The sequence below is a fragment of the Pseudomonas sp. PvP089 genome (assembly GCF_017875165.1).
GTDB lineage: Bacteria > Pseudomonadota > Gammaproteobacteria > Pseudomonadales > Pseudomonadaceae > Aquipseudomonas > Aquipseudomonas fortuita.
The window spans coordinates 5,687,087-5,711,413 of the sequence record NZ_JAGGME010000001.1; the positions used below are offsets into that span (position 1 = coordinate 5,687,087).

The 24,327-nt window shown below is 63.7% G+C and carries 17 protein-coding genes; 10 read left to right on the forward strand and 7 right to left on the reverse strand.

The features are described from left to right. Positions 1–34 precede the first annotated feature (34 nt). Positions 35–328 carry a hypothetical protein gene (locus tag J3A71_RS25965; RefSeq protein WP_016484746.1) on the forward strand — a complete coding sequence of 98 codons (294 nt, stop codon included), beginning with the start codon at positions 35–37 and terminating at the stop codon, positions 326–328. A gap of 164 nt (positions 329–492) precedes the next feature. Here the strand turns inward: J3A71_RS25965 and J3A71_RS25970 are convergent, their stop codons facing one another. Continuing rightward, positions 493–5,394 carry an alpha-2-macroglobulin gene (locus tag J3A71_RS25970; protein ID WP_209952684.1) on the reverse strand — a complete coding sequence of 1,634 codons (4,902 nt, stop codon included), beginning with the start codon at positions 5,392–5,394 and terminating at the stop codon, positions 493–495. 278 nt (positions 5,395–5,672) lie between these two features. Here J3A71_RS25970 and J3A71_RS25975 point away from each other — a divergent pair, with 278 nt between their 5' ends. Further along, a complete protein-coding gene (locus tag J3A71_RS25975; protein WP_102667984.1) occupies positions 5,673–7,010 on the forward strand; it encodes an MATE family efflux transporter in 1,338 nt (445 codons plus the stop codon). A 122-nt stretch (positions 7,011–7,132) separates the two neighbouring features. Here the strand turns inward: J3A71_RS25975 and J3A71_RS25980 are convergent, their stop codons facing one another. The 3 genes from J3A71_RS25980 to J3A71_RS25990 all read right to left on the reverse strand — a co-directional run bounded on the left by J3A71_RS25980 (position 7,133) and on the right by J3A71_RS25990 (position 10,191). Further along, positions 7,133–7,588, reverse strand: a complete 456-nt coding sequence (locus J3A71_RS25980; protein WP_102667921.1) for a transposase — start codon at positions 7,586–7,588, stop codon at positions 7,133–7,135. Positions 7,589–7,754: 166 nt separating this feature from the next. Then, a complete protein-coding gene (speA, locus tag J3A71_RS25985; RefSeq protein WP_016484742.1) occupies positions 7,755–9,668 on the reverse strand; it encodes an arginine decarboxylase in 1,914 nt (637 codons plus the stop codon). Between the two features lie 151 nt (positions 9,669–9,819). Continuing rightward, positions 9,820–10,191 (reverse strand): translation initiation factor Sui1, encoded by a 372-nt coding sequence (locus tag J3A71_RS25990; protein ID WP_012270332.1) that lies wholly within the window; start codon positions 10,189–10,191, stop codon positions 9,820–9,822. A gap of 252 nt (positions 10,192–10,443) precedes the next feature. Here J3A71_RS25990 and J3A71_RS25995 point away from each other — a divergent pair, with 252 nt between their 5' ends. Next, positions 10,444–11,055 carry a transferase gene (locus J3A71_RS25995; protein WP_102667922.1) on the forward strand — a complete coding sequence of 204 codons (612 nt, stop codon included), beginning with the start codon at positions 10,444–10,446 and terminating at the stop codon, positions 11,053–11,055. Here the strand turns inward: J3A71_RS25995 and J3A71_RS26000 are convergent. After that, positions 11,046–11,582: an NUDIX hydrolase gene (locus J3A71_RS26000; RefSeq protein WP_016484740.1), complete on the reverse strand. Its 537-nt coding sequence runs from the start codon at positions 11,580–11,582 to the stop codon at positions 11,046–11,048. The genes J3A71_RS25995 and J3A71_RS26000 overlap by 10 nt on opposite strands. 2 nt (positions 11,583–11,584) lie before the next feature. Further along, positions 11,585–12,652: a DUF2333 family protein gene (locus tag J3A71_RS26005; protein ID WP_016484739.1), complete on the reverse strand. Its 1,068-nt coding sequence runs from the start codon at positions 12,650–12,652 to the stop codon at positions 11,585–11,587. Positions 12,653–12,900: 248 nt separating this feature from the next. Here J3A71_RS26005 and J3A71_RS26010 point away from each other — a divergent pair, with 248 nt between their 5' ends. From J3A71_RS26010 to accC, 6 genes are all read left to right on the forward strand, one after another. Continuing rightward, on the forward strand, positions 12,901–14,259 hold the full coding sequence (locus tag J3A71_RS26010; RefSeq protein ID WP_016484738.1) for a diguanylate cyclase: 1,359 nt from the start codon (positions 12,901–12,903) through the stop codon (positions 14,257–14,259). Between the two features lie 154 nt (positions 14,260–14,413). Further along, a complete protein-coding gene (locus J3A71_RS26015; protein ID WP_102667923.1) occupies positions 14,414–16,375 on the forward strand; it encodes a methyl-accepting chemotaxis protein in 1,962 nt (653 codons plus the stop codon). Between the two features lie 341 nt (positions 16,376–16,716). Beyond that, positions 16,717–18,489 (forward strand): protein-disulfide reductase DsbD, encoded by a 1,773-nt coding sequence (locus J3A71_RS26020; RefSeq protein WP_102667924.1) that lies wholly within the window; start codon positions 16,717–16,719, stop codon positions 18,487–18,489. Positions 18,490–18,668: 179 nt separating this feature from the next. Continuing rightward, on the forward strand, positions 18,669–19,124 hold the full coding sequence (aroQ, locus tag J3A71_RS26025) for a type II 3-dehydroquinate dehydratase (protein ID WP_003255330.1): 456 nt from the start codon (positions 18,669–18,671) through the stop codon (positions 19,122–19,124). Positions 19,125–19,222: 98 nt separating this feature from the next. Continuing rightward, positions 19,223–19,684, forward strand: a complete 462-nt coding sequence (accB, locus tag J3A71_RS26030) for an acetyl-CoA carboxylase biotin carboxyl carrier protein (protein ID WP_016484735.1) — start codon at positions 19,223–19,225, stop codon at positions 19,682–19,684. A 17-nt stretch (positions 19,685–19,701) separates the two neighbouring features. Next, positions 19,702–21,057, forward strand: coding sequence for an acetyl-CoA carboxylase biotin carboxylase subunit (gene accC, locus J3A71_RS26035; protein ID WP_016484734.1), 1,356 nt, complete (start codon positions 19,702–19,704; stop codon positions 21,055–21,057). 64 nt (positions 21,058–21,121) lie between these two features. On the opposite strand, the gene J3A71_RS26040 is transcribed toward accC, so the two are convergent. Continuing rightward, complete coding sequence (locus J3A71_RS26040) at positions 21,122–22,975, reverse strand: sigma-54-dependent Fis family transcriptional regulator (RefSeq protein ID WP_016484733.1); 1,854 nt, start codon at positions 22,973–22,975, stop codon at positions 21,122–21,124. Between the two features lie 284 nt (positions 22,976–23,259). Between J3A71_RS26040 and J3A71_RS26045 the strand changes: the two genes are divergently transcribed. Then, complete coding sequence (locus tag J3A71_RS26045; RefSeq protein WP_016484732.1) at positions 23,260–24,315, forward strand: NAD(+)/NADH kinase; 1,056 nt, start codon at positions 23,260–23,262, stop codon at positions 24,313–24,315. The last annotated feature ends 12 nt before the right edge of the window (positions 24,316–24,327 follow it).

Genomic DNA, 24,327 nt, shown 5'->3' on the forward strand with positions numbered 1-24,327 from the left:
GCAACCTCGCCAATTCGTTCATCAGGAAGCAACTATGCATGTAGAAGGTTTTTTCGAGTGGCTGGGCCAGGCACTGGGGTCGTTGATCCGCGTCATCGTCGACGCATTGAGCGGGCTGTTCAACCTGCTGGCCAATGCCGGTGGCAATTTCATTGACGGTCTGGCGCGCACGCTGGGCATGGATACCTCGCTGGTCAGCATCCTGGCCCTGATCATCGGCCTGATGCTGCTGTACTCGGCAATCCGCGCGTTCATGCGCGCCTCGATCATCCTCGGGATTATCTGGCTGGTGCTGGGGCTGTGGGTGATGAGCTGGGTGATTCACTGAATGACTCAGCTGATCTGCGCGGTGTTTGTGGGAGCGGCCTTGCGTCGCGAAAGGGCTGCACAGCAGCCCCAGGCTTTCAGCTTCGCCGCTTGAATTGCCGGGGCCGCTTTGCGGCCCTTCCGCGACGCAAGGCCGCTCCCACATGGTCCGTGTAGAGCGGGTCTCTAGCGGGCTTTTACGGTCATTTCACCCTGCCCATCCCCCACGGCCTGCAGGTTCGGCCGGTACATCGACTCGACCTGCGGCGGCGGCACACGGTAAGTGCCCGGGGTTACTGCCCGCGCCAGGTACAGCAGGTGGGTGGTGCCGTAGCGATCGAGCTTGAGCGCTGCAACATAACGGTCATCACGGTACTCCTGATGCACCACGCTGGCGTTCTGCATCGACTCGCGCCATTCCTTCACAGCGCTGCTGGCATTGTCCAGGCTGGCGGCGCTTTGCGCCAGGTTCTGGTTTTCCAGCTCCAGGCCGGCCGGCAGCAGGTCGACCACCAGTGCATCTGGCACTCGGTCTTCGGCCTTGAGCGCCAGGTGTACCAACACCAGGTCGCCACTGCGCAGGTTGTGCAGGTCCAGCGCCTGGCCGTTCATGCCCAGGTACTCACGACGAATCTGCATACCATTGCCGCCGGCCGCAGGTGCCTGGCGTGGGTAACCGGACAAGGTCAGTTGCTGGTACAGCGTCCCGCTGCCTTCGTTCTGTATGCTCAGTGGCGAGGCCAGCAACGGGCCTTCCAGCTTCATGCCGGCCTCGGCGTTGTTGAGCGCGCGGACCTCGCCCGCACTGTCCAGGCGTGCCTGCCACTTGCCTTCCGGCTTGCCCAGCAGGCCACGGCCGGCCAGGAACAGTGCATTGCGCTCCTGGGTCGACAGCCAGCGGTTGGCCGCCAGTTCATCCGACAAGGCGAACAGGCGCTGGTCGACCTGGCTGCTGGCCAGGTTGCTCTCCTGCAGCAATGCCAATATCAGCGCCTGGTCACGCAGGGCGCTGCCGTAATCGGCCATCCAGCCTTTGCCACGGCTGATGCCCAGGCCCGCCTGCAAAGCTTGCTCGGCGCGCGGTTTGTCGCCCATCTTGTCCAGCGCCACCGCCAGTTGCACCAGCGGCAAGCCCGAGCGGGCATCGGCACGGCGCTCGAACAGGCCACGCAGCGCACCCAACGGCGCTTGCTGGCTGCGCGACAGCACCAGCGCCGCGTAGGCCTGCACGGCAAAGCGGGTATGGTCGGCGTTTTCGCTGTAGTCGACTTCGATCAGGTTGCGCTCCTGCAGGTAGCGCAACAGGCGCTCGCTGGCTTTCTTCAGCGCTTCGGCCGGCACGCCATAACCCTGGTCACGTGCACGCAAGAGGAAGTCGGTAACGTAGGCGGTCAGCCAGTACTCCTCTTCGCTGTCCGAACTCCACAGGCCAAAGCTGCCGTTGTAGCGCTGCATGCCCAGCAGGTGCTCGATACCCATTTCAATCTTGCGCTTGCGCACATCCGCCGGCTCGCCCTTGATACCCAGGCGCTTGAGGCTGTCGGCGTCCGCGTACAGCGACGGATACAAGCCGCTGGTGGTTTGCTCCAGGCAACCGTAAGGGTACGCCTCCAGCGCACGGATCTGCTCGGCCAGGTTCAACGGCGGCCGGCTCGACAAGGCCAGGCTGGCCTCCAGGCCAGCGGGTTCGAACGCAGCCAGGTCTGCTTCGGGCAGTGTCCATGGCTGATCCTTCAATGCCACGCGGTAGTGCTTGAGCATTGCCGGGTAGGCCGGGCGCACGCCCAGCGTCCACTCACGTTCGAACGCGGTGGTCGGCTCGTTCGGCAGTTGCAGGCCAGTGACCCGCACATGCACCTTGCCCTGCCCCAGACCACCCTGGGCCTGCACCGGAATCATCAGGGTCGAACGCTGCCCCTCGGCCAGGGCGACGGTCTGCACGGCATTGGTGGCCAGGCTCAGTTGCCCTTCGGTGGTGATTTCAACGTTCAGTTGCTGGGCACGGCCCGACAGGTTGGCCAGGTCCAGTGCCAGGCTGGTGCGGTCGCCACCGGCCAGGAAGCGAGGGGCCGAAAGCTCGGCAATCAGCGGCGCAGCGACCACGGTCTTGCCTTCGGCCATGCCGAAGTGCTCTTCGGTCCAAGCCTGGGCCATCAAGCGCAGCTCGCCGTTGAAGTCAGGGATATCGACCGTGGCCTGGCCCTCACCCTTGTCGTCCAGCGTCACCGGCAGGCTCTGCTGGGCGACGATGGTGACCGTGGTGTTAGGCCGCTTGCCGCCCTTGGCCATCGCCGCATCACCACCAAACGCCAGGCTGGCAAGGCGGCCCTGCCCGGCTTCGATCAGCTGGCCGTAGATGTCCAGTTGGTCGACACCGTACGCCTTGCGCCCGAACAGGCTGGCAAACGGGTCGGGGGTTTTGAAATCGGTGATGTTGAGGATGCCCACATCCACCGCCGACAACAGCACATGCACCTGCTTGGGTACGCTGCCATCAGCATTCGCGGCCTTGACCTTCACGGTCAGCGGCTGTTTCGGACGCATTTTCTCCGGTGCCTGCAGGCTCACCGCCAGCTTGCGCTCGGCGCGGTCCAGTGGCAGGTGCAGCACGCCTACTGAACGTTTGGGGGTGGCGTTGGCCTTGCGCTCACCCGGGCGGATCACCAGCGCGCTGATGTACAGGTCGTGGCGTGCCCAGGCTTTGTCCAGTTGCACATCAAAAGCCTTGCCCTCGGCGGGCACTTCGATTTCCTGCCACCACAACGGGCCATCGCTGGACTCGATCATCAGGTAGCCGCTGCCAGCGGCGGGTGGGGTGACGGTGACCTTGGCCGTGGCACCGTCGGCGTATGACGGCTTATCCAGGGCCAGCTTGACCTGATCCGGGCGCACGGCGCCGCCTTCAGCGTTGTCCTGGGCGCGATAGCCGGCCCAGAACCGCTCGCTGGACACAAGGCCGGTCTGCGGGTCTTCCACTTCGACGCGGTACGGCCCCCATTCAACCTGGAAGCTCAGCTTGGCCGTGGAGCCCGCCTTGACGCTGACTGTCTCTTCGTTCTGGGTCAGGAACTTCTCGTTGTAGGCGTAGCTCCAGCCGTCGCTCTGCGAGTAGTTCCAGTAGTAGTCACGGCGCTCGCGGATCAGCCGCACCTTGAGGTCGTTGGCCGCCAGTTTGTTGCCATCGTGGTCGGCCACCAGGAACTCGAATTCCACCGGCCCGTCGCTATTGGTTTCCTCGCCATCGAACAGGCCACGCAGGCCCGGCAGGCGCTCGGCTGGCCAGACAGGTTGCTCCAGACGCCGGGTGATTGGCCGGCCACCCGACTCCTGCAGGCTGGCCTGCACGGTCAGTTGCAGCGGCGAGCGGGCTTCGGCCCAGCGGCTTTCGATGTCGATCACCGCCTTGCCGGCCTGATCGAGCGTCACTTCGTCCAGCTCAAGGTCCTGGTTCAGCTCGGTTTCGGTGACCGAGCCAAACTGGTAGCCAGGCAGCGCCGGCACCGCCTCGCGAAGGGGGCGCACATAGGCCTGGCCACTCAGGCGATTACCGGCAGCCGGGGCGCCATAGAGGTAACGGCCATTGACCTGGATGCGCGCATCCTCCTCGGGCGACAGCGGCGTGCTGCTGCCCTTCAGTTCCAGCGCCAGGCGCTCGGGCAGGAAGTCTTCGACAAGAAACTCATACACCTGCTTGCGCCCGCCCCCCAGGTCCAGCAGCAGTTGCCAACGCCCAGTGGGTGCCTCGGTGGCCAGTTGCAACTGGTATTGGTACAAGCCATTGCTGTCGGCTTCCCAGACAAACTTGCGGCTTACCTGCTCATCCGGGCGACGCACTTCCACGCTCACCGGCTGGGCTTTGACAGGCTTGCCGTCCTGGTCACGCAGCAGGCCGTTGAGCAGTACTGTTTCGCCTGGGCGGTACAGGTCACGCGGGCCGAAGATGAAAAACTGCAGCGGGTTGGCCTGGGGCCCAGTGATGTCGAACTCGGCCAGGTCCAGGGCGGCGGTGTTCAGGCGCAACAGCGTGGTGTGCACACCTTGGGTGGCGATCAGGGTATCGGCTTTGGGCGTGATCGGCAGCTGAGCGTGGCCTTTGCCGTCAGTGCTTGCCTGGGCCAGCAACTTGCCCTTCTCGTCATGGATTTCGAGGTTGACGCCGTTCAGCGCCTTGCCGCCTTCCAGCGCCTGGGCGAACACGTCAATGCGGTCGCGGTACCGGTGCGCCGATACGCCGATGTCGCTGAGGGTAAACAGGGTCGCTGGCTGCGAGTAGTCATAGGTGCCCGAGGCACGCATCACCGCCAGGTACACGCCCGGGTCCTGCAGCGGCTTGATGCCGGCGATGGGCAGCAGCACGGTTTCGCGGGTGTTACGGGCGGGGTTGAGGTCGAAGCGGCCGCTATAGACCAGCTCGGCCATGTCCAGGGTTTCCTTGGACTGGTAGTAGTACAGGCTGCTGTTGCGCCCCCAACTGGCGAGGAAGGTCGAGAGCATTTGCGGCTTGACGCGGAAGAACTCGACATCGACTTTGTCGACGTTCAGGGCAATCACCGGCAGCCCTTCGGCCAGGCGCGTGGGCAGCAGCGAACCGCGGCTGGCAAAGCCGATGGTCGGCTGCATGTCGCGGGTTTCCAGGCGGGTGACCGACTCGCTGTCCAGTTGCTTGCCGTTGACCGCGAGCAAGCCCTTGTCGACGGTCAGCACCAGCTTGCGCTGCGGCTCCAGGTGGCGCAGGCGCAGCTCCATCTGGTTGTCGGAGAGTTCCCAGGCGCCGTCGAGCTTACCCTTGACGGTGTCGACCAGGTGCACCTTGGTGGCGAAGTCCTGCTTGGCATCCAGCGGTGCGGAGAAGCTGATCGACAGCGTTGCCGCGCCATCGAGCTGCACTTCAGAAACATCCAGCACCGCAAGCTCGCGGCCCTCGTAGCGCTTGGCGAGCACAGCAGGGTCTTCGCGCTTGGGCGCTTGGGTTTCGACGGGCGCTGTAGCTACGGGTTTCTCGACCGGCGCCGGTTTGTCCGGCGTCGAAGAGTCACAGGCACTGAGCAAAGCCAGCGCGCAGGCCAGCAACAATCCTTTGTTGAACATGGAGTAGGAACTCTTAGGCAGCGTGTACGTGAGGGCAGCAACTATAGCTCAACGTCAGGTGCAGCACCCGGGCGTTGCGCGGCAAGTGAGACCATGGTCGCGCTAAATGGTTGCCGGTCGTTACACTGTGGCATTCGTTAAAGGGGGCCGCTGTGCGCCCCTTCGCGGGCCTGCCCGCTCCCACAGGTTTGGCGCCGGCCGCAAGAGCAACACTTTCCTGTGGGAGCGGGCAAGCCTGCGGAGGGGCGCACAACGGCCCTAGGTCTCATGGAATGCAAATGCCCCAACTCGCTGCCGACTGGCGCCACCGCCCCACCCATCACAAGGTCTGGGCGCTGGCTGCGCCGATGATCCTTTCCAACATCTCTGTGCCGCTGGTGGCGCTGGTCGACAGCACGGTCATCGGCCACCTGCCCCACGCCCACCAGCTGGGTGCCGTGGCGGTGGGCGCCACGCTGTTCACCTTCATGGTCGGCCTGATGGGCTTCCTGCGCATGGGCTCCACCGGCTTCGCCGCTCAGGCCGCTGGCCGTGGTGACGGTGCAGCGTTGCGCCAGGTGCTGGTGCAAGGGTTGCTGCTGGCGGTCGGTTTTGCCGTTGTGATCGGCCTGCTGGCCCTGCCGTTCAGCCAGCTTGCACTTCATGCGATGCAACCCAGCGCAGCCTTGCAGCAATCCACCGAAAACTTCTTCCACACGCGCCTGCTTGGGCTGCCTGCAGCGTTGGCCAGTTACGCGCTGGTTGGCTGGTTTCTGGGGACCCAGAACGCCCGGGCACCGCTGGCCATCCTGCTGACGACCAACCTGCTGAACATTGTCTTGAACCTGTGGTTCGTCCTGGGGCTGGATTGGGGTGTACTGGGTTCGGCGCGGGCATCGGTGATCGCCGAGTGGAGTGCAGCCCTGCTGGGCCTGGCCCTGACCCGCCCGGCCCTGCGGGCCTACCCGGGGCAAGTCATATGGGCGGCGCTCAAACGCTGGCAGGCCTGGCGCCCGCTGCTGGCGGTAAACCGCGATATTTTCCTGCGTAGCTTGGCGTTACAACTGGTGTTTCTGCTGATTACCGTGCAGGGTGCGCGCCTGGGTGAAGCCACGGTAGCGGCTAACGCCCTGCTGCTCAACGGCCTGTTGCTGACGGCCTACGCACTCGACGGCTTGGCGCATGCTGTGGAAGCGCTGTGCGGCCATGCCATTGGCGCCCGCGACCGCGACACCCTGCGCCGTTCGCTGGTGGTGGCCTGCGGCTGGTCGCTGATCACCAGTCTGGGGTTTGCCGGGTTGTTCCTGCTGGGTGGGCACCTGTTCATCGACTTGCAGACCGACATCGACAGTGTAAGGGCGGCGGCTTATCCGTACCTGCCGTACCTGGCGTTGCTGCCGCTGATTGCGGTGTGGAGTTACCTGCTGGACGGCCTGTTCATCGGCGCGACCCGGGCGCGGGAGATGCGCAATGCGATGTTGGTGTCGGTGCTGATTGCACTGCCGGTGGCGGTGGCCATGAGCGGGTTCGGCAACCATGGGTTGTGGTTGGCGTTTCTCGGGTTCATGGGGTTGCGGGCGGTGACGTTGGGCTGGGTGGGGTGGCGGTTGCAGCAGAAGGGTGAGTGGATTCGGTGATGTTGGGGCCGCTTTGCGGCCCATCGCGACACAAGGCCGCTCCCACAAAAGGCCTGCATACGCCGGTCAATGTGGGAGCGGCCTTGTGTCGCGAAATGAGGGCGAAGCCCTCACCTGCGGTTTCACAGCCACACACAATCCCAATGCGGATACTCGCCCGCTCGCCGGACCAGGCCAGCCCGAATGGGATTGGCGATGATGTAGCGGGCAACCGCCCGGACATCATCCTCACGTCTCAGAGCCCGGTCATGAAAGCTGGTCTGCCAGATATGTCGCCTGTCAGCGCCCACCTTGTACAAAGCGCAACTGCTTCTGGACTTGAACCCACACATCAGCGTCCCCAGGTTCGTCGGGCCAAGCTCGATAAGCCAGTGAAGATGATCAGGCATCAAGACCCAGGCCAGAGATCGACAAGCCTTGCTCTCTTCACTGAACCGCAATTGCTGGACCACGGTCCTGGCGAATCGAAAATTATTGAACAACGGCGTTCGGTTACGAGTGGTTGTGGTGAGCAGATAAAGGCGCCCGGATTCAGACACTCGACCGCCACGTAAACGATGGGAGCCTGGACGTTGCATGTCGTCCTCCTTTGAACATTGCATTCAAAGGTAGCGGCATTGGTGCGATGGACCAGGGCCGGATATTTACCGGTTGTGACGCTGGTGAGGGCTTCGCCCTCATATCGCGACGCAAGGCCGCTCCCACAAAAGGCAGCACAGGCTTTTGCAGGAGCGGCCCCAGCAATTACGACGACAGGTACGAAGACCGGGTCAGCCCAAGGCGCAAGGCATCCAGGTACTGCGTGCGCTCACGCGCAGTGATTTTGGCGCTGGCCACCTTGTCGCGGTAGTGAGTCATCAACTCCTCCGGCGACAGGTGCACGTAGCGCAGCATGTCTTCGATGGTGTCGTGGGTCTCGATACCGGCGTGGTACACGCTGCCGTCAGCGTTCTGGTAGATGTTCACCGAGTCGGTGTCACCGAACAGGTTGTGCATGTCGCCCAGGATTTCCTGGTAGGCACCGACCAGGAACACGCCCAGCAGGTAGTCCTCGCCCTCCTTCAACGCATGCACCGGCATGCTGGTCTCGATGCTCTGCTCGTCGACGTACTGGTTGATCTTGCCGTCCGAGTCGCAGGTCAGGTCCTGCAGTACGGCGCGGCGCAGCGGCTCTTCGTCCAGGCGGTGCAGCGGGATGATCGGCAGCACCTGGCCAATGGCCCAGGTGTCCGGCAGGCTCTGGAACACCGAGAAGTTGCAGATGTACTTGTCGGCCAGCTTGTCGTTCAGCTCGTCGAGCACCTGGCGGTGCGAGCGCTGGCGGGCTTTGAGCGAATTATGCAGGCGGCGGCACACGGCAAAGTAGCACTGCTCGGCCAAGGCTTTCTCGCTCAGGCTGATCTTGCCATCGGCGTACTGTGCCGCCACGTCACCCATGTAGTGGGTGGCGCGCCAGTAAGTCTCGGTCACCATCTCGATGTCAGTCGGGCCAAGCAGGTCGGCCAGCCACTGCACGGTCTCGGGCAGGGCTTCTTTGTTCTCGATGGTGGGTACGTCGTCGTTGTGTTTCTCGACGTCGGTGACCTGGATCACCAGCATGGCATGGTGCGCGGTCAGCGAGCGGCCACTCTCGGAGAAGATGTGCGGGTGCGGCAGGCCCTGCGCGTCGCAGAACTCCTTGAGCATGCCCACCACCACGCCAGCATAGTCGTCCATGTCGTAGTTGATGGAGCTGGCATTGCGCGAGTGGGTACCGTCATAGTCCACGCCCAGGCCACCGCCAACGTCGATGTGGTCGACCGGCAGGCCCAGCGCACGCAGCTCGCCGTAGTAACGGATGGCTTCCTTGAAACCGTGCTGGTAGTCGGCCAGGTTGGCGATCTGCGAGCCCATGTGGAAGTGCAGCAGGCGGATGCCCTGGTCCAGGCCGGCATCGCGGAAGCGCTGCACAACCGAGATCAACTGGGCAGCCGACAACCCGAACTTGGACTTCTCGCCACCGGTGTCGGCCCATTTGCTGGAGGCCAGCGACGACAGGCGCACGCGCAGGCCGACCTGGGGTTTCACCTTGAGCTCGGCGGCCTCGTCGATCACCAGGGCCACTTCCGACTCTTTCTCGATGACGATGAACACGTTGTGGCCAAGCTTCTGGCCCATCAACGCCAGGCGGATGAACTCACGGTCCTTGTAGCCGTTGCAGACGATGGTACCGCCCTTCGGTGCCAGCGCCAGCACTGCCAGCAGCTCGGGTTTGGAGCCGGCTTCCAGGCCGATGGAGACGTTTTGCGTGGCGATGATGTTTTCCACCACCGCTTCCTGCTGGTTGACCTTGATCGGGTACAGCGCGGTGTACTGGCTCTGGTACTCCAGGCGCGCGATATTGGCATCGAACGCACCGGTCAGCTGGCGTACGCGGTCCTGCAGAATGTCGGGGAAGCGCACCAGCAAGGGGAGCGACAGGCCGCTTTGGCGCAATTCGTCAACCTGCTCGTACAGGTCGATCGGCGCGCTGTCGGGGCCGTTGGGGCGCACTTCGACGCGCCCCGCTTCATTGATGGCGAAATAACCAGCGCCCCAATGGCGGATGCCATAAACACTGCGGCTGTCGGCCACGGTCCACTGGCTACCATCGTCTTTGCGTGTGCGTCGTACGGACATTCAAGTCCCCTATAGATAAGTCGAAGACACTGCCCCGCAGGCAGCGGAGCGAGTGTAAAAGCTGAAAATGACGATTCATCCGTGCTCAGGCATAGACCCTGACCACGGGAACGAGTTTAGAAAGCGCTGGGCAAAAAATCGCGCGATGGCCTCAGCCGCCGGACTTTTTCGCCTTGAAACCCTGTTTGGTCAGCTCGCCGATCAACAGCTCGACATGGTCGCCCTGGATCTCGATAACCCCGTCCTTCAGGGCGCCGCCGGTACCGCAGCGGCGCTTGAGCGTGGTCGCCAGCTCTTTGAGCTGGTCGGGCGGCAGCGGCACGCCGGTGACAGTGGTCACGGTTTTGCCGCCACGGCCTTTGCTCTCACGGCGCACACGGGCAATGCCGTCACCTTCGGGGATGATTTGCTGCTTGCAGATGCATGCATCCACCGGCTGGCCACAGTCGGGGCAGTGCCGACCGGCATCGGTGGAGTAAACGAGACCGCCAAGGGCGGAAAAGGAAGAAGCTTTCTTGGCCACTTTTGTTCCTCTGTGCTGAGGACAAAAACTGGTCGTGCCCTGGGGTTGAGGCCGACCGCGAAGCCCCACTCTGGCAGGGGCGGCGCTACTGCCGCAAGACTTGCGACAGCCCGAAAAGGGCGCGCAGTGTAACGATAAATCCGGCTGTTGCTAAGTACTGGAATGCGCCATTTTGCGAATGTTTTGCGACTTCAGCGCCTGTCGTCGCCCGCGCGGGTGCAAACTGGGGCGCCTTCCTCAGGAGACAGGCCCGTGACGATACCTCAAATCGGCGCATTCATTGCCAAGTGGCCCAAGCTGGGCGTAGCGCACGCGACACCATGGCAGGTAACCCTGACATGTGAAAGCAACGTCCTGTCACTGATTGAGCAGCTCGAAAGGGGCTATCGGCGCGAAGGCGATTGCGCCATTCACGAAACGGCCATCGTCGAACCCGGTGCAGTACTGAAAGGGCCGATTATCATTGGTCCGCAGGCTTTCGTGGCTGCGGGCGCCTACCTGCGCGGCGGGGTATACATCGCTAGCAACTGCATTGTCGGACCAGGCTGTGAGGTGAAAAGCAGCTTCATGCTCAGCTCAAGCAAGTTGGCACACTTCAACTTCGTCGGCGACTCGCTGATCGGCGAAAACGTCAATATCGAAGCCGGGGCAATCATCGCCAACTACCGCAATGAACTGGACGGGGCAATGATCAGGATTCGCCATGGCCAGGCGGTCATCGACACTGGCGCAAACAAGTTCGGTGCGTTGATAGGCGATGGCTGCAAAATTGGCGCGAATGCAGTCATCGCGCCGGGTGCGTTGCTTCTGCCGGGTACCCGCGTGCCGCGCCTTGGGCTAGTCGACCAGTTTGCCTACGACTGACTGGCCTTGTAGCGCTGCAATGCCACTAAAGAGTCCGGACAGTAGGATTGGGTCTGGCTTTCTGACTCTGCCTGCTCCAACCCGATGAAGCGCGCCTCGATTACTTCTTCTGGCTGCAAACGCAAAGGCGCATCCGACACCGCCGAATACACAGCACACCACAGGCGGTTGTCGGGCTGGTCAAAGTAGAACCGCTCGTGAAAACGCAACTCGACACCTTCGATTCCCAGCTCTTCGGCCAGCTCACGGGCCGCCGAGTCGGCATAAGCCTCCCCGGCCGACACCATGCCGCCGGCCGCCACATCCCAGTAACCGGGGTATAGCGCCTTGCTCAGGGTACGCCGATGCACGCACAGCTCACCGGCACTGTTGAACAGCAGGATGAACGTGCAACGCCCGATCAGCCGTCGCTCACGCAGTTCGGCGCGGGGCAAGGCCCCCAGCACCTGGTCGGCTTCGTCCACCCAGGCAACCAGCTCGCGGTCGGAGGCCGCCCGGTGGGCGGCCTCGCTTGGGCTGATGGCCATTCTCAACCCTGCGACAGCAACTGACGCAGGTCGATGACCGCAGCGTTGGCCCGGGAAATGTAGTTGGCCATGACCAGCGAGTGGTTGGCCCACATGCCAAAGCCACTGCCATTGAGCACCATCGGGCTCCATAGCGGCTCTTGCGAGGCTTCCAGTTCACGGATGATCTGACGCACGCTGACCGTGGCATTCTTCTTCGCCAGCACGTCGGCGAAGTCCACCTCAATGGCGCGCAGCAGGTGCGACAGCGCCCAGGCTTGGCCGCGGGCTTCGTAGAACACGTTGTCGATCTGCAGCCATGGGGTTTCCACCACCTCCTCGTCCACCTGCGGTGCCTGGCCGGCAACGACCGACTCGGTCTTCAACGTGGTGTTGAGCTTGACCCGGCCAACGCTGGCCGACAGGCGCTGCGACAGCGAGCCAAGGCGAGTGGCCACGTCACCCAGCCAGTTGTTCAGGTTGTCGGCGCGGGTGTAGAAGATCGCACCCTTGTCGCCAGAAGCCAGACGCGTCTGGTAACGGGACAGCGACTTGATGCCCTCTTCGAACTCCGACTCGCTCGATGGCAGGATCCAGCTCTTGTTGTCGAAGTTGAAGCGCGGCTCGGCCTTGGCCAGGTCGGCATCTTCGGTGGACTGCGACTGCGAGCGGGCAAAGTCCTTGCGCAGGGCGCGGGACAAGTCGCGTACCTGGACCAGCACGCCATATTCCCAGCTCGGCATGTTGTCCATCCACAGCCCTGGCGGGAAGCGGTCGTTAGAGATGTAGCCACCAGGCTTGTTCAGCAAGGTACCGGCCACGGTCTTGAGGGTTTCGATGGTGGTGTAGCCCACCACCATCTGCTGGCCACCGCGCTCAGCGGCAGACTGGGCATTCTGCTGCACCGGGAACAGGTCCGGCTCCTGGCTCCAGTACCAGCCCAGGCCGATGCACACCAGCAGGTACAACCCGATCAGGGTCCCCAGGGCACGGCTCCAAAGGCCGCCCAGGTAGCTACGGGCGGCAGCGCCGCGGCCGTCGACACGCTCACGGGGCTCGGCTTTGGCCTCGCGGTTTTTCCAGTCCAGCATGGCTTTGTCCTTAATCAGTCACGACGGTTCTAGGGCTTGGACCACAGGCCTGCGCCAGGGTGCCACGGCAAGCCCGCATGGCAGCACTATAAAGCAGACACCACCGTACGCATAAGCGACCTGTCAGTCAGCAACTGAATATTCGTTCTGGCCGCTTTGTTGATACAGGGCAGTCACGTCTTTGAAAAGAGCTGCTAGCATAGAGCCATCATCGCCCCTGCACACCCCAACCTATAAGTAGCCAGGACATGAGCCAAGCAGTCGAGCCGAGCCCGCTGTGCCCCGCCCAGCAGCTGACGCGTAGCGGCCTGCGCAAGGATGACCCACTCGATCAGGTGCTCAAGCCGCCCCTGCGCAAACCGGTGTACATCCTGCTGCAGGACCACGAGCGTGCCCAGCGCCTGGCTCAACAACTGGAATTTTTTGGTCTGCTAGTGCAAGCGCTGCCCAGCGCTGCGGCGTTTCTCGCCTCGATCAGCGAATACCCGCCCTCGGCCGTGATCATGGATGTCGACTTCACCGGTGCCGGCCAAGGCCTGCTGCTGGCCACCCAGCTGCAGAAGGGCGTGGCGCAACCTGTTCCGCTGCTGTTCTTCAGCCACCATGAAGCCGACACCCCGACCCGCCTGGCGGCCGTGCGCGCCGGTGGCCAGGACTTTCTCACCGGCAGCCTGGAGGCTTCCAGCCTGCTGGAAAAGGTCGAGTTGCTGACCAACGCCGCCCCGCACGACCCCCTGCGTGTGCTGATCATCGACGATTCGCGCACCCAGGCCCTGCATACCGAGCGCGTGCTGGCCAGCGCCGGCATGGTCACCCGTAGCCTGACCGACCCGATCCGCACCATGGCAGAGCTTGCCGACTTCCAGCCCGACCTGATCATCCTCGACCTGTACATGCCAGCCTGCACCGGCCCGGAACTGGCCAAGGTGATCCGCCACAGCGACCGCTATGTGAGCGTGCCGATCATCTACCTGTCTGCCGAGGACGACCTGGACAAGCAGCTGGATGCCATGAGCGAGGGCGGTGATGATTTCTTGACCAAGCCGTTTCGCTCACGCCACCTGATCACCACCGTGCGCAACCGTGCCGCCCGCGCCCGGCACCTGAAGGCGCGCATGGTGCGCGACAGCCTGACCGGGCTGTACAACCACACCCACATCCTGCAACTGCTGGAAGACTGCAGCTTCCGCGCCCGCCGTGAGCAGCAGCCGTTGAGCTTTGCCATGCTCGACATCGACCACTTCAAGAAGATCAACGATCGCCACGGCCACCCCATGGGCGACCGGGTAATCAAGAGCCTGGCGCTGTTCCTCAAGCAACGCTTGCGCAAGACCGATTTCATTGGCCGCTATGGCGGTGAAGAGTTCGCCATTGTCATGCCCAATACCGCGCTGGACGCGGCGCACAAGGTGCTGGACGAGATTCGCCGGCGCTTTGCAGAGATCATCTACCCGGCGCAGCCGCGGGATTTGCAGTGCACCTTCAGTGCCGGGGTGGTGCAGCTGGATGAGGTGCTGGACGCGCTGACCATGGCCAGTGCAGCGGACGAAGCGCTTTACCGGGCCAAGCATGCGGGGCGTAATTGCGTAGTGCGAGTGGAGCCTTGAAACAGATTTACCCGCGAAGAGGCCGGAGCAGGTGAAACAAATGAAGGCACTGTGCCACTTTTTTCTGGCACCAAGCCCCTGTCGTCATCACCCCGTCACAAAATCGCAATAACTTCAGGCGCCTACCTCTCCCCTTCGCAGGAAGTTCGCGGCGATGCGCCTGAAGTGGCTGACCAATTTCAACACCCTGTTGCTGGTAACGGTGTGTCTCGCCCTGGGCGCCACCCTGTGGTGGTCGCAGCGTGCCCTGGAGCGCCCCTACCAGATGATGGAGCGCTACCTGGGCCTGTCTCAGCAGTTCCAGAACCAGGCAGCACGTAATATCCAGTTCTACCTTGGCAGCGGCGATGCCCTGCGCCATGCCGCCGCCATGGAGGCCAACCAGCAGCTTCAGGCCACCCTGACCGAGTGGCCCACTGAGCTGGCTGGCAAACTGCGCCCCAGCCTCGACAGCCTGCAGGCCTTCACCGCCAACGAGCTGCTGGCCGCCGGTAAACTGGCTGGTGACCCGCAAGCCCTGCTGTTGCAGGCCGAGCGGGAGCTGGGGGCCAACCTCGAACAACTGGCCGGCTACGCCCGCGACAGCGGCAGCGCCGATGCCAACCGCTACCTGTTGCCAGTGCTCGACGCCACCGTGCACCTCGGTCGCCTGTCGCTGGCAAGGGACAAGCTGGTCAGCAGCGGCCGCCCGGAGCTGGCCGACGAAGTAGAGCGTGAACTGCAACTGATCCGCACCCAGGCGCAAGCCATCGACGGCGTGCCGTTGTTGGGCGTGACCCGCGCAGCCGAATCCGTTGCCGACGACTTCGCCGCCATGATGGGCCTGGAAACCCAGGCAAGCGCCCAGCAGGAAGACATTGCGGTGGGCCTGAAGCGTGAACTGCAAAGCCTGCTAAGCCGCTACCCGGCCGAACTGCAACGCACCCGCGAACAGATCGAACGCCGCGCCGCCCTGGCCGCCAGCACCAGTCAGCGCCTGGAGGCGGTGCAGCAAGCCATTGCCGCGCTGGAACCCGAAGTACGCGGCGAGCATGCAAAGATCGCCGCCGAGGTGCGCATCATCCAGGGCCTGATGATCGGCCTGATACTGCTCATCGCCTTGCTGATCGACACCTTGCAGCGGCGCCTGACCCGCACCCTCACCAGCCTTGCCCCAGCCTTGTCATGTTGGGCCGAGGGCGACTTTGCCCAAGCCATCTCCCTGGGCAAGACCAACCGCGAACTGCACGATATCCAGGAGTCGCTCAACCGCCTGCGCCAGTACCTGGTGGAGCTGGTCGGTACCATCCGCCACAACGCCGAGCAGGTGGCTGGCAGCAGCCACGCCCTGGCCGGCATGAGCGCTGCCCTGCACGACGGCGCCGAGCGCCAGGCGGGCGATACCGGGCAGATCCGCGACGCCTTGGGTGAACTGGAGGCGACCATCCAGCAAGTGGCGGGGGATGCCAGCGCCGCCGCCGATGCCAGCCGCGATGCCGGGCGGGCGGTGGAGCAGGGCCAGGCGGTCATTGGCCAGAGCCTGTCGGGCTTGCGCGAGCTGGTTGATGAAGTGCAAGGCAACGCCCGCATGATCGAGCAATTGGCGGAAGAGTCGGCGACCATCGGCGGGGTGCTGACAGTGATCCGCTCGATTGCCGAACAGACCAATTTGCTGGCGCTGAACGCTGCGATCGAAGCGGCACGTGCGGGGGAAATGGGCCGTGGCTTTGCTGTGGTAGCCGATGAGGTGCGTTCGCTGGCGCAGCGCACCACGGGGGCGACCGGCGAGATTCAGGCACTGATCGACCGCCTGCAGCAAGCGGCGAAAGGTTCGGTGGCAGGGATGCGCGCGCAGCTTGAGCATGCCGAGGCTACGGCCAGCCAGGCTCAGGCGGCGGATGGCGCGCTGGACGAGATTGTCTGTGCCATCCGCACCATTTCCGACACAGCGGTGCGCATTGCCGATGTCACGGCGCAGCAGAGTGGTGCGGTGAGTGACATTCGTGACCACAGCGAGCGGATTCACGAGCTGGGCGAAGACAACCTGCAGCGCATTGGTGAAGGGCGCGTGCAAGGCGAGCAGTTGCTCAGCCTGGGCGGTGAGCTGAACCGGGCGGTGCGGGCTTTTAGGGTTTGAGTTGGGCCTTTCAGCGCCTGTGAGATCGAGCGCCGCCCGCGCGGCGCATCGCGAGCTGCGCTCGCTCCTACGTTTGTTTCGGGCCAGTTATGCCTGCGACAGGCGCGCGCGACCGCCTTGTTTGTACGACTCGATATCGTGCCATGCGCCAAGGGGGTCGCGCGCAAATCCCACAGAAATGATTGGCCCGAAACAAACGTAGGAGCGAGCGCAGCTCGCGATGCGCCGCGCGGGCGGCGCTCGATCTGCCAGGCGCCAAACATGTCACGGCAAGCGCTGCTGGCCCCAACCCGCACCAACTCCGCTATCATGCCCAGCACGTTCCACCTCGCGAGTCCGCCATGCGCCGCCTGTTTTTCCTGCTGTTCCTGCTGCTGGCCAGCCCTGCCTTCGCCACGGGCCTGCTCGACAACCGCCCCAGCGCTACCCTCGGCGCCGCTTCGCTGGCCAACAACGCCGACTTCCTGCCGGTTCACGACGCCTTCAAGCTCAGCCTGGTCCAGGCCGACGCGCACACCCTCAAGCTGCGCTTCGTCGCCACCGAGGGCTACTACCTCTACCGCCACCGCTTCCAGTTCCACACCGAGCCGGCAGACATCACCCTGGGCGCGCCGAACATCCCCAAGGGCGAGGCCAAGCACGATGAGTTCTTCGGCGACGTCGAGGTGTACCACGGCGTGCTCGACATCGAACTGCCGCGCACCGACCCGCGTGCCTTCACCCTGCTGGTGGGCTACCAAGGCTGTGCCGACAAAGGCCTGTGCTACCCACCGGAAACCGCACGCCTGAGTATTGATGGCGAAGGCGGTGCCAACGCCCCCGCAACGGCCGAACACGGCTGGAACTGGAAATCGCTGCTGTTGTTCTTTCTCGCCGGGGTCGGCCTGACCTTTACCCCGTGTGTACTGCCGATGCTGCCGATCCTGTCGGGCGTAGTGCTGCGCGGCCAGGTGGGTGGGCTGCGCGGGCTGGCGCTATCGCTGGCGTACGTGCTGCCGATGGCGGCCAGTTTCGCAGCGCTCGGCGCGCTCATGGGCCTGTTCGGCGCGGGCCTGAACCTGCAGGCGCGCCTGCAGTCGGCCTGGGTGCTGGTGCCCTTCGCCCTGTTCTTCGTGGTATTTGCCTTGGCCATGTTCGGCCTGTTCGAGCTGAAGCTGCCCCAGGCCCTGAGCAACCGCCTGAACAACGTCGCCAATCACACCCGGGGTGGCTCGCTGCTGGGTGCGGCAGTGCTGGGCGTGCTCTCCAGCCTGCTGGTTTCGCCTTGCGTATCAGCCCCCCTGGCTGGCGCCCTGCTGTATATCAGTGCCAGCGGCGATGCCCTGGGTGGCGCACTCAAGCTGTTTGCCCTGGGCCTGGGCATGGGTGCACCCTTGTTGCTGGTGGCCACCGGTGGCGCGGCCTGGCTGCCAAAAAGCGGCCCGTGGATGAACACGGTGAAAAACGCCATCGGGGTGCTGCTGCTGGGGCTGTCCATTGGCTTGCTCAGCCGCGTGCTGCCGGGCCCTGTGACCTTGCTGCTGGTGGGGTTCCTCGCAGCCGGCGTGGCACTTTTCCTGGGCGCCCTGGAGTTCGTCGTCAAGACCGCACGCCAGCGCCTGGCCCAACTGCTAGGCCTGGCTTTGCTGGTATACGCCCTGGCCTGCTGGTACGGCGCCCTCAGTGGCCAAGGCGACCCGCTTCGCCCGCTGCCCGTTGCAGCACTTGCGGCCACCGGCAGCAGCCAGGCGGCAAAGACGGATGCCTGGCAGACCATCACCACCCCCACCGCACTGGACGCCGCACTGGCCCAGGCCAAAGCGGCCGGCCAGCCGGTGCTGCTGGACTGGTATGCCGACTGGTGCATCAGCTGCAAGGTGATCGAGCATGAAGTGCTCAACGCGCCGCAGGTGCAGGCGCAGCTGGCCGGCTTCAAGCTGTTGCGTTTCGACATCACCGAGAGCAATGCCGAGCAACGCAAACTGCTCGATCGCTACCAGCTGTTCGGCCCACCTGCCCTGCTGTTCTTTGCCGCGAACGGCAGCGAAATTACCGCTCATCGGGTGATTGGCGAGATAAACGCCGGTGAATTCGCGCAAATTCTGGCCCGCGTGCGCGGCAAAGTAGGTCTATAACTTCCCGCGTGCCGGGAAAAATCCTGAAATAGATGACCAGATTTAATTATTTGGTCACATACTTCGCGCGAATCTCGGACATCGTGCTGGCTATTGCCGGGAACTGGACACTTGCCGTCGCTTTACGGCACACTCGCCGCGCTGTGTCGAATTGCCCTACAAATCCAAGGAATCCGCAGATGGCAACGCTACTGGTGCTCCACGGCCCCAACCTCAACCTGCTCGGTACCCGCGAGCCAGGCCATTACGGCGCCGTGACCCTGGCCCAGATCAACCAGGACCTGGAGCAACGTGCCCGCGCGGCAGGCCACCATCTGCAGTACCTGCAGAGCAATGCCGAATACGAACTGATCGACCGCATTCACGCCGCACGCAACGAGGGTGTGGACTTCATCCTGATCAATCCGGCTGCTTTCACCCACACAAGCGTCGCATTACGTGACGCATTGCTTGCAGTGAGCATCCCATTCATCGAAGTGCACCTGTCCAACGTGCACAAACGCGAACCGTTCCGTCACCACTCCTACTTTTCCGATGTTGCCGTAGGGGTGATCTGCGGTCTGGGCGCCAGCGGTTATCGCCTGGCCCTGGAGTCCGCGCTGGAACAACTGGCTGCCAACGCACAGCCCAAATGATGAAAACCCTGGCCTCAGTGGGCCAGGGTTCGATAGAAACGTATCGATACGTTTTTTAAATTTCGCCCCCTGACCGAACCTTTGGGAGTTGATGATTAATGGATATCCGTAAAGTCAAGAAACTGATCGAGCTGCTGGAAGAGTCTGGCATCGACGAACTGGAGATCAAGGAAGGCGAAGAGTCGGTCCGTATCAGCCGTCACAGCAAGACCCCAGCTGCCCAACAGTTCTACGCACCAGCACCGATGGCCGCTGCACCTGCTGCTGCCCCGGTTGCCGCTGCTGCTCCAGTCGCCGAAGCCGCTGCCGCAGCCCCGGCCCTGAAAGGCACCGTGATCCGCTCGCCAATGGTAGGTACCTTCTACCGCAAGCCTTCGCCGACCTCGCCGAACTTTGCTGAAGTTGGCCAGACCGTGAAGAAAGGCGACACCCTGTGCATCGTCGAAGCCATGAAGATGATGAACCACATCGAAGCCGATGTTGGCGGTGTCATCGACGCCATCCTGGTAGAAGACGGCCAGCCGGTTGAGTTCGACCAGCCGCTGTTCACCGTCGTTTGAATCGCGGAGAGCCAACGATGTCTGGGAAGCTCGAAAAAGTCCTGATCGCCAACCGTGGGGAAATTGCCCTGCGGATCCTGCGTGCCTGCAAAGAGCTGGGCATCAAAACCGTCGCTGTGCACTCCACCGCCGACCGTGAACTGATGCACCTGGGCCTGGCAGACGAGTCGGTCTGCATCGGTCCTGCATCGTCCAAGGATTCCTACCTGCATATCCCGGCAATCATCGCTGCCGCCGAAGTCACCGGCGCCACCGCGATTCACCCGGGCTACGGTTTCCTGGCAGAAAACGCCGACTTCGCCGAACAGGTTGAAAAATCCGGTTTCGCCTTCATCGGCCCGAAAGCCGATACCATTCGCCTGATGGGCGACAAGGTTTCGGCCAAGGACGCGATGATCAAGTCGGGCGTGCCGACCGTACCGGGCTCTGATGGCCCGCTGCCAGAAGACGAAGAAGTCGCCCTGGCGATTGCCCGTGACGTCGGCTACCCGGTGATCATCAAGGCCGCCGGTGGCGGTGGTGGTCGCGGCATGCGCGTGGTGCACAAGGAAGAGGACCTGATTTCCTCGGCCAAGCTCACCCGTACCGAAGCCGGTGCTGCCTTCGGCAACCCGATGGTCTACCTGGAGAAGTTCCTGACCAACCCACGCCACGTGGAAGTACAGGTTCTGTCCGACGGCCAAGGCAACGCCATCCACCTGGGCGACCGTGACTGCTCGCTGCAGCGCCGTCACCAGAAGGTTCTGGAAGAAGCACCAGCCCCGGGCATCGACGAGAAAGCCCGTCAGGAAGTGTTCAAACGTTGCGTCGATGCGTGCATCGAGATCGGCTACCGTGGTGCCGGTACTTTCGAGTTCCTGTACGAGAACGGCAGCTTCTACTTCATCGAGATGAACACCCGTGTGCAGGTTGAGCACCCGGTGTCGGAGATGGTTACCGGTATCGACATCGTCAAGGAGATGCTGAGCATCGCCGCTGGCAACAAGCTGTCGTTCCGCCAGGAAGACGTTGTGATCCGTGGCCACTCGCTGGAGTGCCGGATCAACGCCGAAGACCCGAAGAAGTTCATCCCGAGCCCAGGCAAGGTAAAACACTTCCACGCCCCGGGCGGCAATGGCGTACGCGTCGATTCGCACCTGTACAGCGGCTATTCGGTTCCGCCGAACTATGACTCGCTGATCGGCAAGCTGATCACCTACGGCAAGGACCGCGAAGAAGCCATGGCGCGCATGCGCAATGCCCTGGACGAGATCGTCGTCGACGGCATCAAGACCAACATCCCGCTGCACCGTGACCTGGTACGTGATGAAGGTTTCTGCAAAGGCGGCGTGAACATTCACTACCTCGAGCACAAACTGGCTAACCAGGACTGATCGAGCAGTGCGATGTCGCAAAACCCCGGACTGGTTCCGGGGTTTTTTATTGCCTGCCGGGGCCCTACCCCTTCATCCGCGGCATCTCGATGCAGTGCTCATGCACACGCCGATACAAGGTAGCCCGCGATATCCCCAACGCCCGCGCCGCATCGGCCGGTTTCCAGCGATGGCGGATCAGCGCGTCCAGCAGCAACTGCCGGGCCGGGCACGATACACCGCTGTCACTCGAAACGACTGCCTCGCCCCGCACCGCTTGTGGCAAATCCAGCAAGCGAACCTGCCCGACTTCACTCACCGCGCAGGCATAGCGCAAGACCTGCCGCAGCTGGCGCAGGTTGCCCGGCCAGCGATAAACCAGCAACGCCTGTAGCGCATCATCGGCCAGCACCACGTCGACCCCACAGGCTTCGGCTTCTTCGGCCAGCAACTGGTGGATCAGCCCCAGACGGTCCTCGCGCTCACGCAAGGGCGGCAGCTCGAAGCGGGCATTGGCCAGGCGGTAGTACAGGTCTTCACGAAAACGCCCGTCCGCCACCATCGTTGCCAGGTCACGGTGGGTGGCGCAGATCACCTGAATGTCCACGCGTTCGCGCCGTGCAGCACCCAGCGGCGCCACTTCGCCTTCGGCCAGCACGCGCAGCAGGCGGGTTTGCAGGTTCAGCGGCATGTCGCCGATTTCGTCAAGGAACAGGGTGCCGCCATCAGCCTGCTGCAACAGCCCCTGCATGCCTTTGCTGGAAGCCCCGGTGAAGGCCCCGGCCACGTAGCCAAACAGCTCGCTCTCAATCAGGTTTTCCGGGATGGCGGCGCAGTTCAGCGTGACAAACGGGCCGTCGCGGCGCTGGCTCTGCTGGTGCAACTGACGGGCGAAAACTTCTTTGCCGACCCCCGTCTCGCCTTGTACCAGCACCGCCAGGTTGCAGTCCTTGACCCGCGTGGCCAGCCGCAAGTGCTGCTCGATGCGGGGGTCCTGAGCCTGACGCAAGGGCTGCACGCGCGGGCGCTGCTGCGGGGCGCTGACACGGCCATACAGCCCGCCCAGGCCCGGCAGGCGCTGGGCGGACGAGGTGTTGACGCGCCGTAGCTGCCCCATGTCGAACAGTTCGCCAATGTGCTCAGGCAAGCGCCCCAAGTGCTGTACCAGCCGCTTGCGCGCCAGGCTGTTGATGGCTTGCAAGCGGCCGTCGGCATCCCAGGCCAGCAGGTAGTCGGGCTGGCTTTCCACATAACCCGGTGTGCCATGGGCACGCATCACCCAGTGGCCCTGTGCACTGTGCATGAAGAAGGCGTTTTCGATTTCACGGGCAGTCTGCTCGACCAACTGGCGGATCAAGTGTTGGCTGCGGCGATCATCCGGTGACTGCAGGGCCGAAACATCCACCACGCCCAGCAACTCGCCCTGCGGGTCGAACACCGGCGCTGCGGTGCAGGTCAGGCCGATGAAGGCTGCGCGGAAGTGATCGCGCTTGTGCACCGTGACCGGCGCCTTGCTGGTCAGCACCGCCGCCACACCGCAGGTGCCCTCCTCACCTTCCGACCAGCAAGTGCCCAGGTACAGCCCGGCCTTGCGGCAGTCATTGCGGATGGCCGATTCGACCCGGTAATCAATGGTGCGCCCCTGGGCATCGGTCAGCAGCACGCAGTAGTCGGCGCCGCGCACCCGCTCGTGCAGGCGTGCCACGGCATCGCCAGCGATGCGCAGAAACAGTTCGGCGCGTTCGCGGCATTCGTTGAGCAGGCTTTGGGACAGGATGCGCGGCCCCTGTTGGGACCCGGGGTCGAGGCGGTACAGCTCCATGGAACGGCGCCATGAATCGAGGATCAGCGCTGGCACCGGTGCCTGGGGCAGGCGGTCGGCATTCTTCAGCACCCGGCTGACGCAGTCGACATGGGCTCGGGAGTTCGCGGCAAGCATTCAGGCCCTCCGGTTCTCGTTGCTGTTTTTATCGTTGTCCGGCCATTAAGCGCTTCCACGCATGCCCCGACAAGCACTGTGTGATTACCGGCTGGCTTGAGACGCTGCGTCTCAGCGTCTCGTCAACCAACGCCCCCCCGTTGGCACCCAGCGTCTCGTGGACGCCACCAGGGGCACGTGCTGCCGTGCAAGCAAACCGCTCTGGCACGGGCACTTCAGCCAAGCCATGAAAAGCTGGCACCGGGCTTGCTCCTGCCCTTGCAAACAAAAATACGAGGTGCGCCATGCCGCTACCCGCCCCGATCGTCGGGATCATTGCCAACCCTGCCTCTGGCCGCGACCTGCGCCGCCTGACCGCCAATGCCGGGCTCTATTCGAGCACCGACAAGGCCTCGGCGATCCAGCGGCTGCTGGCTGCCTTCGGTGCTACCGGCGTCGGCCAGGTGCTGCTGCCCAGCGACATGACGGGCATCGCCGCCGCCGTGCTCAAGGCCAGCCAGGGTCCGGTCGCCCGTGACCAGCATTGGCCAGCCATCGAAATACTCGACCTGCCGTTGACCCAGACCGTTGCCGACACGCATCTGGCTACCCGCCGCATGGTCGAGCGTGGCGTGGCGATGATCGCCGTGCTCGGCGGCGACGGCACCCACAAGGCGGTCGCTGCCCAGGCGGGTGACGTACCGCTGCTGACCTTGTCCACCGGCACCAACAATGCTTTCCCCGAACTGCGTGAAGCCACCAGCGCCGGTCTGGCCGGCGGCTTGCTCGCCTGCGGGCGGGTACCGACCGATGTCGGCCTGCGCCGCAACAAGCGCCTGCTGGTCAAAGTGCCCGAACAACAGCTTGCCGAGTGGGCACTGGTGGAGGTGGCAGTCTCGCCCCAGCGCTTCATCGGCGCCCGTGCGCTCAGCCGCAGCGAAGACCTGTGCGAGGTTTTTGCCTGCTTCGCCGAGCCCCATGCCATTGGCCTGTCAGCCCTGTGCGGGCTGTGGTGCCCGGTATCGCGCCAGGCCCCCCATGGCGTCTGGGTGCGCTTGAACCCCGGTGCCGAACAGGCGCTGCTCGCGCCCCTGGCGCCCGGCCTGCTGCAAGGTTGCGGCATCACCGCCAGCGGCACGCTTATGCCCGGCGTCGCCCATCGCCTGAGCCTTTCCAGCGGCACCTTGGCCCTGGACGGCGAGCGCGAAATCGAATTCGCCGAACACGATACACCCACCATCACGCTCGACCACCAAGGGCCGCTGAGCGTGGACGTCGAGGCGGTCCTGGCGCATGCCGCACGCCATCACCTGCTGACCGTGCCGCGTGGCCATCGGCTGCACCCTGCAACCCCGCGTTGAGACAACCCTGGA

Coding starts and splice junctions, on each gene's coding strand:
- J3A71_RS25970 (WP_209952684.1), bottom strand. CDS start 5,394: ATGTTCAACAAAGGATTGTTGCTGGCCTGCGCGCTGGCTTTGCTCAGT.
- J3A71_RS26000 (WP_016484740.1), bottom strand. CDS start 11,582: ATGGCCATCAGCCCAAGCGAGGCCGCCCACCGGGCGGCCTCCGACCGC.
- J3A71_RS25975 (WP_102667984.1), top strand. CDS start 5,673: ATGCCCCAACTCGCTGCCGACTGGCGCCACCGCCCCACCCATCACAAG.
- J3A71_RS26010 (WP_016484738.1), top strand. CDS start 12,901: ATGAGCCAAGCAGTCGAGCCGAGCCCGCTGTGCCCCGCCCAGCAGCTG.
- J3A71_RS25965 (WP_016484746.1), top strand. CDS start 35: ATGCATGTAGAAGGTTTTTTCGAGTGGCTGGGCCAGGCACTGGGGTCG.
- accB (WP_016484735.1), top strand. CDS start 19,223: ATGGATATCCGTAAAGTCAAGAAACTGATCGAGCTGCTGGAAGAGTCT.
- J3A71_RS26005 (WP_016484739.1), bottom strand. CDS start 12,652: ATGCTGGACTGGAAAAACCGCGAGGCCAAAGCCGAGCCCCGTGAGCGT.
- J3A71_RS25980 (WP_102667921.1), bottom strand. CDS start 7,588: ATGCAACGTCCAGGCTCCCATCGTTTACGTGGCGGTCGAGTGTCTGAA.
- J3A71_RS26045 (WP_016484732.1), top strand. CDS start 23,260: ATGCCGCTACCCGCCCCGATCGTCGGGATCATTGCCAACCCTGCCTCT.
- accC (WP_016484734.1), top strand. CDS start 19,702: ATGTCTGGGAAGCTCGAAAAAGTCCTGATCGCCAACCGTGGGGAAATT.
- J3A71_RS26015 (WP_102667923.1), top strand. CDS start 14,414: ATGCGCCTGAAGTGGCTGACCAATTTCAACACCCTGTTGCTGGTAACG.
- J3A71_RS26040 (WP_016484733.1), bottom strand. CDS start 22,975: ATGCTTGCCGCGAACTCCCGAGCCCATGTCGACTGCGTCAGCCGGGTG.
- speA (WP_016484742.1), bottom strand. CDS start 9,668: ATGTCCGTACGACGCACACGCAAAGACGATGGTAGCCAGTGGACCGTG.
- aroQ (WP_003255330.1), top strand. CDS start 18,669: ATGGCAACGCTACTGGTGCTCCACGGCCCCAACCTCAACCTGCTCGGT.
- J3A71_RS26020 (WP_102667924.1), top strand. CDS start 16,717: ATGCGCCGCCTGTTTTTCCTGCTGTTCCTGCTGCTGGCCAGCCCTGCC.